The 11,005-nt window shown below is 69.9% G+C and carries 8 protein-coding genes and 1 pseudogene; 4 read left to right on the top strand and 5 right to left on the bottom strand.

All coding sequences use genetic code 11. The annotated features are described in order from the left end of the window. Positions 1 to 82: 82 nt before the first annotated feature. Together RIU97_RS02125 and RIU97_RS02120 are read left to right on the top strand one after the other, a co-directional pair. The gene (locus RIU97_RS02125) at positions 83 to 1,186 is read left to right on the top strand and encodes a hypothetical protein (protein WP_404953016.1); all 1,104 of its coding nucleotides are present in this window, start codon (positions 83 to 85) and stop codon (positions 1,184 to 1,186) included. Between the two features lie 27 nt (positions 1,187 to 1,213). Continuing rightward, on the top strand, positions 1,214 to 4,360 hold the full coding sequence (locus RIU97_RS02120) for an amino acid adenylation domain-containing protein (RefSeq protein ID WP_404953015.1): 3,147 nt from the start codon (positions 1,214 to 1,216) through the stop codon (positions 4,358 to 4,360). On the opposite strand, the gene RIU97_RS02115 is transcribed toward RIU97_RS02120, so the two are convergent. From RIU97_RS02115 to RIU97_RS02105, 3 genes are read right to left on the bottom strand one after another with little or no spacing between them, the layout of a single operon-like run. Continuing rightward, positions 4,343 to 5,527, bottom strand: coding sequence for a JmjC domain-containing protein (locus RIU97_RS02115; RefSeq protein ID WP_404953013.1), 1,185 nt, complete (start codon positions 5,525 to 5,527; stop codon positions 4,343 to 4,345). The genes RIU97_RS02120 and RIU97_RS02115 overlap by 18 nt on opposite strands. A gap of 46 nt (positions 5,528 to 5,573) precedes the next feature. Further along, a complete protein-coding gene (locus RIU97_RS02110; protein ID WP_404953012.1) occupies positions 5,574 to 5,834 on the bottom strand; it encodes a hypothetical protein in 261 nt (86 codons plus the stop codon). Then, positions 5,831 to 7,087, bottom strand: coding sequence for a radical SAM protein (locus tag RIU97_RS02105; protein WP_404953011.1), 1,257 nt, complete (start codon positions 7,085 to 7,087; stop codon positions 5,831 to 5,833). Before RIU97_RS02105 ends, RIU97_RS02110 begins: the two co-directional genes overlap by 4 nt. A 701-nt stretch (positions 7,088 to 7,788) precedes the next feature. Between RIU97_RS02105 and RIU97_RS02100 the strand changes: the two are divergent. Further along, positions 7,789 to 8,372 (top strand): annotated as a pseudogene (locus tag RIU97_RS02100) (NAD(P)-dependent oxidoreductase). A 632-nt stretch (positions 8,373 to 9,004) separates the two neighbouring features. Here RIU97_RS02100 and RIU97_RS02095 read toward each other — a convergent pair. Together RIU97_RS02095 and RIU97_RS02090 are read right to left on the bottom strand one after the other, a co-directional pair. Then, the gene (locus RIU97_RS02095) at positions 9,005 to 9,553 is read right to left on the bottom strand and encodes an NIPSNAP family protein (protein WP_404953010.1); all 549 of its coding nucleotides are present in this window, start codon (positions 9,551 to 9,553) and stop codon (positions 9,005 to 9,007) included. Then, a complete protein-coding gene (locus RIU97_RS02090; RefSeq protein WP_404953009.1) occupies positions 9,550 to 10,017 on the bottom strand; it encodes a hypothetical protein in 468 nt (155 codons plus the stop codon). The genes RIU97_RS02095 and RIU97_RS02090 overlap by 4 nt, the downstream gene beginning before the upstream one ends. Before the next feature lie 56 nt (positions 10,018 to 10,073). Between RIU97_RS02090 and RIU97_RS02085 the strand changes: the two genes are divergently transcribed. Further along, a complete protein-coding gene (locus RIU97_RS02085; protein WP_404953008.1) occupies positions 10,074 to 11,003 on the top strand; it encodes a helix-turn-helix transcriptional regulator in 930 nt (309 codons plus the stop codon). Positions 11,004 to 11,005 lie beyond the last annotated feature (2 nt).

The raw sequence follows: 11,005 nt of genomic DNA, 5'->3' as shown, positions 1-11,005 counted from the left end.
TGAAAAGGTGGTCATGCAACAGAGAACTGCTGAAAGCGTCTCAGGTCACGCCGTTCGAGAGGTCACTGCCTTCACCGCCGACGTGTCCGCCGCCATCACTCGTGACTGGGACCGGGCCGGCAAAGCCCGTGAATCCTTCGCTGCTATCGCCGCCCGTGCTTTGGCCGAGGGATTCGGACGCCACTCCATCAGCCGTGCCGATGTGGCGCACTGGGGCCTCACCGCGGACAACCTGCCCTACCAGGCCAGGTTGGACCACACGTTCGGCCAGCCACCGCTGACTCTCTTCTGGAACGGCGAGTTCCATATCGACGCACTGTTCTGGCTCGACAGCAGCACCGCCGTCCACAGCCACAGCTTCTCGGGCGCCTTCGGGGTCCTTGCCGGACGCAGCCTGCACACCCGCCACGTGTTCACCCAACAGCGTCGCTTCTCACCGCACTTCGCCCTCGGCGAGCTCCAGCCGACAGAGGTGGAGGTCCTGGTCCCCGGGGAGGTACGGCAGATTCTGCCCGACTCCAGCCTCATTCACTCCGTCGTCCACCTCGGCCTGCCCAGCGTGACCATCGTGGCCCGCACCTGCGCGAAAGCGCAGGCAGAAACGGAGTTCGCCTACTTCCCGCCCACAGTGGAGCTGGATCCAGCCCGCACCAGCCCACAGCGCACGCGCCGCACACAGCTCCTCGCCATGCTGGTCCGGTCGGGCGCGGCCGGTCTGATGGACACGACCGAGGCCTTGCTGCGCGCCTCCGACCCCCACACCGGCTTCCTCGCGGCGGCGGAATTCGCACGCTCGAGGGAGGGTGCGGCACGTCTGCCCGAGGTACTGGCCCTCTGCGAGAAGCAGTGGCCGGGAACGGGGGAGCCGTTCGCGGCCGCGCTGACCACCGACATGCGTCGCAAGCGGGCGGTGCAACTCCTCTCCAGGGAACGGGACACGGAATGCCGTCTCCTGCTCGCATCCCTCGCCGCGCTGGACGATCGGAGGTGGATCGACACGGCCCTGCGCTGCGCCGCCCCGGACACCACCGCCGACGCGCTCATCCAGCGGTGCGTGCGCAGTTGGGGCGAGCGGGACGTGCTGCGTGCTCCTGACCAGGACGGAAGTCCCTATGACAACCCGGTCCTGCGCCCCCTCGCTTCCCTCCAACGGACCCCTCTACGGTCACAGCAGGTTCCCGCTTGACCCCTGGTCATGCCATCGGAGAGAGTCATGCAGGTACCGAGCTCCCTCTCGCCCGAATCCGGCGGGAGTCACGTCCTGGCCTTCTTCGCGCGCTCGGCCCTCGCACACGCGCACAAGCCCGCTGTGCGGGAGGACCACGGGCGTACCCTCACCTACCTCGAACTCGACCGAGCGGCCAACGGGCTCGCCCACGAACTGACCGCCCACGGTGTCGGTCCGGAAGACATCGTCGGCATCCTGTTTCCGCGGTCGGCCGATTGGGTTGTCGCCGCCCTCGCCGTACTCAAAGCGGGCGGCGCCTTCCTGTCCCTCAACGCGGAGGATCCCGTCGACCGGCTGCTGTTCACGATCCGTGACGCGCAAGCGCGTGTACTGATCGGCGAACCGGACGCCGAGCGCCTCGGTCAGCTATCGGATCAGGCCGTGGTCATTTCTCCCCGCAGGGCAGTGCCTGCGGCCGCACCGCCCCCCACCGTTCCGGACCCGCCACCCGGCCGGGCCGCATACGCGATCTACACCTCCGGATCCACGGGCCGGCCCAAGGGAGTGCTCGTCGAGCACGAGGCGTTCGCCAATCAGCTCGGCTGGCTCCGGGCCGAGCACCCACTCGGTCCGGACGAGTGTGTTCCCTTCAAATACACCGTCGGCTACGACGCCGCCCTGTGGGAAGCCTTCGGCACCCTGGTCTGCGGGGGCACACTCGTCGTCGCGGACTCCGGCGCCGAGCGCGACGCGGGATACCTGCTCGATCTGTGCCGACGCCACGCGGTGACCGTGCTCAACCTCACGCCGACTCACCTCCATGCCCTCCTGACCCACCCTCGGTTCGACGGACTGGGCAGCGTACGGCGCATCCACTGCGGGGGCGAGGAACTCACGGCCGCGACCGCACTTCGTTGCCTGCGGACGACGCGGGCCGCGCTGTTCAACATGTACGGCCCCACCGAGACGACGATCACGGCCACGTCCCACCGCGTCGAACGAGACTCCATCGGGACAGCGGTCGCGCTGGGCCGACCAGCGGCGCACACCCAGGTGTACGTCCTCGGCCCACAGCTGGAGCCCCTGCCACCCGGAAGCGTGGGGGAGATCTGCATCGGCGGAGTACAGGTCGCCCGCGGGTACCTGGGCCGCCATCGTGACGGTGCTGAGAGCGCGCGATTCGTGCCCGATCCCTTCCGTGGCCAGGGCAGCGGCCGGATGTTCCGGACAGGGGACCTCGGCCGGTACGCCCCGGACGGAACGCTCTGGTACCACGGCAGGAGCGACGACCAGGTCCAGCTGCGCGGGCAGCGCGTCGAGCCACGAGAAGTAGAGCTGTCCCTCATGGAGCACCCGGACGTCCGCGAGTGCGCGGTGACGCCCGTGGAGCGGGACGGAAGACCTCGAGCACTCCAGGCACACGTGGTGTGCGTTCCGGGCCGCCGGCCGACGTTCGCCGGGATCCGCTCCTTCCTGGCTGAACGGCTCCCCGCGTCCATGGTGCCCGCCCGCTTCACGGTTGTGGGCGAACTCCCGCGGAACGCGGCGGGAAAGCTGGACCGCGCGGCACTCGCCGGAGCCGGGGAGAGCGTCCTCCTGCCCGGCGCCGACGAGGAGCGAGGACCCCTCAGCCCTACGGAGGCCGTCGTCGTTGCATGTTTCCGGCACGTTCTGGAAGACGACACCGTCTCGGTCGCCGATGACTTCTTTCACCGCGGTGGGGACTCCGTAGGCGCCGTCGAACTGGTCACACGGCTCGGCAGGATGCTGGGACGGACACCTGAAGTCCGTGACGTCTTTCTGGCGCCGACGCCCAGGAAGCTCGCCGACCGGCTCCGCGGGGCCGGCGGCCCCCGAACCGGTGACCCCCTGCCGGGCGGCCTCCTTCCGAGCCCCGGTACGGCGGAGTCGCCCCCGTCATCCACCCAACGAGGGTTCCTGGAATCACGCGCAGCCCATCCGGCGCATCCGGTGCACCACGTGCGTCTGGCCGTCCGCCTGACCGGCCCCTTCGACCCCGCACAGTTCGCCTGGGCCGCCGAACAGGTGCTCTCACGGCACAGTGCACTGCGCACCGCTTTCCACCGCACCGATGACGGCTGGCTGCAGAGGGTCCACGAAGGCGCCGGATCGCTCTTCTCCCTCAGGAGCGTGACGACCGAGGTACAGCTCCGCTCGGAAATCGCCGAAGAGACGGAGCGGGAGTTCGACCTGGGGCGGCCGCCACTCGCCCGGGTGACCGTCTTCCGGCGCGCGCCGCATGACCACGTCCTCGTCCTGGTCGCTCACGGAGCCGTCGCCGACGCGTGGTCGCTGGAACTTCTGCTGCGGGACCTGAGCCGCTACTACTTCCACCGCGTGCAGGGCTGCATGCCTCCTGCGCCACTCCGCGCCGGCTATCCCGAGTACGCGGAATGGCGCCGCAGCAACGCCTTCCGTGAGGCGGTCCGGCCGCAGGCCGACCAGTGGCGGGAACGGTTGCGCGCCTGCCCTCCGCCGGCTGACCTGGCAGATCTCACGCCGCCTGCCGCCCGGTCCTTCCGTACGACCACCGTCGGCGCCGTGATCGGGCGGCAGGCTGCCCAAGCCGTGGAACTCACCGCCAAGAGGTGCGGCGTGACCTCGCAGTCCGTGCTCCTGGCGGCATTTCAGCTGACCGTGGGTGTCCACACGCAGACACAGGACGTCCTGACCTGGATGCCCGACACCGGAAGGCTGGGGATGCCCGGCCTCCAGACGATCGTCGGACCGCTGGCGCAGATGCTCCCTCTGCGCTGCGTGTGGTCGGGCGAGGACACCTTCGAGAAGGTGGTGCGCGCGGTGGGAGCGCGCGTCGCGGACGCACGGGCCAACCACCTGGGGACCGCACACCTCTGGACGCCCGAACAGATCAGCGTGGCGTTCGATCACCAGGGTCCGGCGGTGCTCCGGCCAGGCACGGTGACCCTCACGCCGATGCGACTCCACGCGGGTCTCGCGCCCAGACCGGTGAGCATGCTCACCAGTGAGGTCAACGGCACCGTCCGCACACAGCTGGTCGCCGACCGGGAACTGGTGAGCCTGACGACCCTGCACGCGCTGTCAGAGGACTACACCCGGCTCGTCGGCCTGCTCTGCCGCGAAACGGGCCGGCAGGTCGGTACGCTGCTCCCGACGTCGGGCGCTCACCCGCTGTCAGCGTTCCGGAAGTAGCTCCAGGAGTCCCCGCTCGACCAGCCCTTCCACGAGTTTCAGCCTGGTTTCGTCCGTCGGACAGCCCGGCAGCTCGGCCACGGTGAAACTGCCGCACGTCTCCAGGTAGCGCAGGACCTCCTCGGCGACTCCAGAACCCTCCAGGCCCGATCCCGCGAACGACATCCGCAGTCCGCCCGGATACCGGAGCAACACAGGCAGCGCGTCCTGGCGGACCCTGACCACCGACGTCCGCCGAACGTCGGGCCGTCCCGCCAGTGAACCCGGGCGCTGCGAGGGCAGCGGGGTGATCCACTGCAGGAACTCCTCGACGAACGCGTTGCACGTCGCGCCCAGGCTCTCGACGCTCGGCACACGGTTGAGCCGGTCCGCGAGACCCTCCCGCAACGCTCCGTGGCTCTCCGGCGACCACACTCCGGCCGGCAGCGCCTCACGCAGCTCGGTACGGTCACGCAACACCCGAGTGGCGAGATCGAGCCAGGTGACCGGATACAGATCGACCGTCAGGTGGATCGAGGTGCTCTCCTGGCATTCGGCCTCGTGCACCCAGCCACGCGGAACGTACAGCACATGGCCCGGTTCGAGCAGCACCTCGAGGTGCGGCTCCCCGAGCCGGTCGTTCCGCAACGCACCGCGCTCGATGGGGAACTCCAGCTCCGGAGCCCAGATCCGCCACAATTTGCTTCCCGCCACCTGCAAGGCCAGGACGCTGTGGTCGTCGTAGTGCGGCCGCAGTCCCACCGAACCCGCGGGAGTGAGATACAGATGCGATCCGGCATGCCGGGACAAGGGGACACGGTTCTGCAGGAAACCGTGCTCCACCGCGCGGCACAGTCGGGCAGCTGCGGGGTGCCGCTTCTGGACCTTCGCCAACTGCAAGGTGTAGCCCTCCCGCACCGCGGCGAGCACCGCGGGCAGGGAGGGCGAGGCGTCACGGGTGGTGAACGCGCCGGGTTCGACCGAGCGGCCGCCCTTGACCAGCCGGATCCAGTCAGGGTCGCCGTGGCCCAGCGAGGCGACGAGGAACTCGATGTCCGAGCAGGAGATCAGCTCCCCCACCCCCGGCACGGGGCCACTGTGGAGGACCTCCCGGTCCCAGTGGTGGCCGAAAAACGTGTCCAGGGGCATCGGCGCAATGAGGTCCGCCAGGCCGAGCGTGTCGGTCATTGCCGCTCACGCCGCGGACCGGCGGGCACTTCGGACGGTTCCCCGCTCAGCAACTGGGCCCTCCGGGAGTGCTGATGCAACCCTGCCCGCACGACTCGAGCATGTCCCTGCTCTGGTCGAACAGCTCGGGGAGGCAAAGGCCCTCCAACCGGATCACGAACTCCGGGTCGACGGCCATCGCGATCGACTCACCGTCGACTTCGATCTCCGCCGTGGGCACGGAAACCGTGATGTTCTCCGGAACGGAACCCGTACCGGCTTCGCCGCTGCCTTCGATGCGGTACTTCTTCTCGGGAGACTCGCTCATGTCAGTCCTCCTTCACCGGCCCCGTGGGCCGTTCCGAACGAAGCGACAAGATTTCGGTACTTGTCGCGCTTCTTGTCCGGCGTGCACGTGGTGAGCAGCCGGGACCCCGTTGCCCGCCCCGCCAGCACCCGGCAGCTTCCACCGCACAGGTAGCGGATCTCACACGTTCGACACCCCTCGACGTGATCGACGTCGACCTGCCGGGCCAGCCCGGCCAGGAGCCGTGTGATGTCCGTGAGCGCCATGTCATCGAGATGGCAGACGGCACCATCCAGCAGGTGACAGGGATGCACGGAGCCGTCGGGCGCGACCACGATCTGCTCGCCGTAGCCACAGCCGGAGGTGTGCCGGGTGATCTGGGGCGGGCTGTCCCCGTTGACGGCGTTCAGAAAGGCATCCACCTCATGCTTGGGCGCGATCTCGGTGTTGTCGACCTCGACCCCTCGCCCGTATGCCATCACGCCGTAACTGAGCCTGAACGACACGCTCGGGGCGCCGGCGTAGCGTTCCCGGATCCGGTCGAACTTCTCAACCCACTCCGCCCAGGCGGACGGCACGATCGTCATGCCGACCCGGGTCTCCGTCCCGCGCTCAGCGAGGGCGTCGAGAGCGCGGATGACATGATTGAACGTGTTCTTGCCGCGGACCACGTCGTTCGATCCCGCGTCCGGTCCGTCGAGGCTGATCTGGACCTGGTCGACCTTCGCGTGGATCTCGTCGGCCAGCCGGGGCACTTGAATACCGTTGCTGAACAGCGTGACGTGCAATCCGAGGTCCCGTGCGTTCCCCATCAGCTCCAGGCAGCCGTCGTGCAGAAGCGCCTCGCCTCCGGTGAACAGGACACGCTCTCCGCCCTGTGCGGCGAAATCCCTTACGAATCGCATCCACCGGGACGTCGGAAGCTCGTTGCTACGGTCGACCCTCGGGCTGGAATCCGCATAGCAGTGGACGCACTCCAACTGGCAGGAGCGGGTCAAGTGCAGCCGGGCGAATCGGGTGACACCGAGGCGTGTGCGATCGCGGTAGCCGGTGAGGCCGCTGACGAGGCCGGACGCGGAAACGACGGAGATGGTCCCGGAGACAGCCTCCCACCCGACGGACGCCGCCACATGACCCGGCGCCTCGCCCTCCACCAGCCGGCACATGATTTCGTGCTGGGCCTCGTCGAGAACCGCCAGGGCTGCTTCCTTTACACCCACCCACGCATGGCGGTCCCCGACTGCCTCATGATGCAACTCGCTGACGAACGGCATGGCGGACCGGAGAGGAAGGCGCAACTCGAGAGGGGAGTCAGAGCCGCACTCGACCTCATCCGCCCCTTCCGCCGCAGCGCGTCGGACGAGGTCGTGAAGCTCTTGTCGAAGCCCCTGAGCAGGCAGAGCGGTGTTCGCCGGCTTTCGTGAGGGGCATGCCCCACACGATGACGCCGTACCCGACGGAATAATGGTCAGTTCCCTCATACCGGACCTCCACGGTCTCGTGCCGATGGGAAGCTAGCACCGCCGAGATGCCTCGATCGTCCACGCATTCGCCTGTTGGGCCGGATTGATGACTGCATTCCTCCGAACGGTTCAGTGGCGCCAGGCCTGCGCCCCGGGCGTCGGGTGAACGGGCGCAGTCGGGGGACCTCCGATCGGTGGTTTCCGCTCCGCCCATCACCCCGTCCTCCGGATGCCGCGTTCGCGGAGCCCGCTGCGCGGAGTGCTGCGCCGCTAGGCTCGTGACCAGTCCGGCCTGGTGCGTCTTGCCGAGTCACGCTTCCGGCGGGGGTTCCCGAGGTTGCCCGACATCGTGTGCCGCCCTCCGCGGTCCGTCGTGTACGGACGCCCCTGTGCCGCGCCGTCCCTCCGGGCGCGGCGCCGCGCCTTGCCCCAAGGGCCAGCCGCACACAGAAAGAGGCCTGATCATGCAGCTCACCCTCCTCGGCGCCGCAGGAGCCATCGGCCAGTAGGTACTGCGGCAGGCCCTCGAGGCCGGGCACCGGGTCACCGCACTCGTCCGTGACGGGGCCCGGCTGCCGCAGCGCGACGAGGAACGCGTTGGCGTCGTCATCGGCGACGCCGCCACCGCCGCGGACGTCGAAGAGGCGCTCGGGGCAGCCAGGCCCTCATCTGTGCCCTGGGACCGGGCAAGGACTGCAAGTCCACTCTCGCCACCCGCACCGCCCGTCCCGTCCTGGAGGCCATGGCCGCGGCCGGCGTGGAGCGTCTCGTCTGGCTCTCGGCTCCCGGCTCGGGCGACACCGCCCGGCGCCAGTCCCTCTTCCAGACCGCGGCGTCGAAGCTGCTGATGGGCACGCTCATGGCGGACAAGGGCATCGCCGATGAGACCGTCGCGCGCAGCGACCGTGAATGGACCATCGCCCTGCCCGTGATGTTCGGCAACCGCCGGACCACGGCCGGCTACAAGACGATCCCGCTGGACGGAACCCACGGACGCGTCGGCGGGAGGATCAGCCGCGCCGACGTCGCGGACTTCCTGCTCTCCGCCGCGACCAGCGACCTATGGGTCCGTCGGCGCGTCATCCTCACGCGCTGAGCCGTCCGAACGGCCGGACCGCCCGGGCCGACGTCTCGGAGGCCGTCGGCACACGCGTCCAGGATCGCGACGAGCAGGTCGAGCGAGCAAGGTGCCCCGTTCTGGCGTTCGTTCCGTATTCCGGTCAACGACTCGGTGCCGGCCGCCCGCACCCCTCCGCGATTCTGTTCCACCCCGCCGCGTCCCTGGGACACCGCCGGCGGCCGAACGAGGCCGTGGCCTTTGAGGCGGGAGGCGATCGACCCGCGTATTGGCACGAAGCTGCGCTGGGACCCGGCCGCCGATGAAGCCGAGCGGGCGTCGCGGTCGTCCCCGGGGTTGCACTGGGCACCGCGCGGCCTCGACGCAGCCTTCCGCGGTGGACCGATAGGTTGTGCGCCGCGGCCAGGCTGACTTGATCCTCCTGCAGAAGCGCTCGGACACGGCCTGGGCGCGGGTCCGGCGGATCCAGGACGGGCACGGCCGGCCGACCCAGGCGGGAGGCGGGTCGCACGCGGCAGACGTCGAGGGCGCCTCAGAGGGGAAGTCCGAGGAGGGAAGGACCTGCAGGTCTGGCCTGAGGCCGCCCCGCATTGACCGGGCTTGTCCCCACAGGACCTGATTCGGACGGACCCGTTCGCGAAAGCGCGTGGCTATGTCGTCACGGGTTCGAGCCGCAGCCGCCGGGTCGGCCAGGGGGGTGACTCCGGCGGGCCGAACCAGACCCGGACGTCCTCCCCGGTGCGGACGGGCAGGAGAGGGTAGTCGTTCTCGGCGTGCTCGGTGCGGTGCAGCGCATGGCCCGGGCCCAGGTGCCGGGCGGCGTACGAGTCGAAGGCGTCCGCGTCGGACGGATGGCAGACGGTCGCGACCACCTCACGGGTGCCCGGCTCCGTTGTGAAGCCCGGGCCGCGCAGCAGCAGGACGTCGTCGCTGTCGATCATGGTGGCGTTGGCCGCGTCCCGGTGCTCCCGCCAGACCGGGCCGGTGTAGAAAGCCTCCAGCGAGCGCCGGCGGCGCGTCATGTCGGGGAACGCGCGCAGCCAGACGAAGCGGTCCGGGTCGTCCAGGTCGCGGAATCGGCCGCCGACGGTGATGCCGACCGACTGCTGGCCGAACACGAACTCGCGCTCGAACAGGTCGATCAGCGTCTCCCGGGCTCCGGGGTGCAGCGTGTACTGCCGGAGTTCGACGATGCTCATGCGCCAGCGCACCCGGTGCGGGTGAGGTCCATGGTCCAGTTGAGCTCCCAGGTGCGGCCGTCGTCGGAGGAGAACTCCTGCTGCCAGCGGGCGGTGTCCGGGCCGAGGCGGTACCAGGTGAAGTGCACCCGGATCGGGCGGCCGTCGTAGGTGTCCTCGCCGTGGAAGTCCCCGCGGTCGCCGGTGAAGCCGCCGACCACCGGCGGATCCAGGCGGCCCATCCGGCTGTCGGACCAGTGGATCGACCAGCGCCCCGTCTCGCGGTCGAACAGCCGCAGGGTCACGCCTTGGCGGCCGAGCGTGGGGAAGGTGATCTCGTCGATGTTGCCGGCGCCCCCGAACAGCGGCCGGACCACCGCGTGACCGGGGAACTCTTCCCAGGTGGCGGGGCCTGGGCCGAGCGGTGCGGTGAGACGGCGGTTGGCCACGTCCCAGGAGCCGTGCAGGAAGTCGAAGTCGTCCATGTGTCGCAGGCTAGGGCGCTTCCCCTGACATCCACTGTCAGTGGATACTGTGCGGAATGCGCGCGAGCCGACTGGTCACCCTGCTCCTACTGCTCCAGAACCGGGGCCGGATGACGGCCCAGGAGCTGGCCGGGGAACTGGAGGTCTCCGTCCGTACGGTCTACCGGGACGTCGAGGCGCTCGCCGCCGCCGGCATCCCGCTGTACGGCGCGGCTGGACACGAGGGCGGCTACCGGCTGGTCGACGGCTACCGGACCCGGCTCACCGGACTGACCGCGGACGAGGCGCAGGCCGCGTTCCTCGCCGCGCTCCCCGGGGCCGCCGCCGAGCTCGGCCTCGGCGAGGCGCTCGCCACCCCCCAGCTCAAGCTGCGGGCCGCCCTTCCGACCGAGCTGCGCGAGTACTCCGGGCGGATCCAGGAACGCTTCCTGCTCGACGCCCCCGGCTGGTACGGCGATGCCGACCGTACGCCTCACCTCGCCTCGGTCGCCGCCGCGGTGTGGGCGCGGCGGGCGGTGGTACTGAGGTACCGGCGCTGGCGGGCGCCGGAGGAGATCGAGCGGCGGGTGGAGCCGTACGGGCTCGTACTCAAGGCCGGCCGCTGGTACTTGGTCGCGGGCGGGCCGTCCGGGATCCGCACCTACCGGGTCGACCAGATCCTCGGACTCCGGCCGCTGGAGGAGCAGTTCGTCATTCCGGACGGGTTCGACCTGGCCGGGCACTGGCACAGCCATCTGGCCGACTTCCGGGCACGGCTGCACACGGGGGAGGCCCTGGTGCGGCTTACCCCGGAGGGCGCCCGCCGCCTCGGCGTGACACCCACGAGTGACGGATGGACGGAGGCCCGGGTGCCCATCGAGTCGATCGACCATGCCCACGGAGAGTTCCTGCGCCTGGGCACCGATGTCGAGGTCATCGCGCCGGCCGAACTGCGCGACCGCATCGCCGCGACCGCACGGACCCTGGTTACCCGCTACGAGGGTTGACC

The sequence above is a fragment of the Streptomyces sp. 147326 genome (assembly GCF_045000215.1).
Lineage (GTDB): Bacteria > Actinomycetota > Actinomycetes > Streptomycetales > Streptomycetaceae > Streptomyces.
This window is presented reverse-complemented; position numbering and strand designations above follow the sequence as displayed.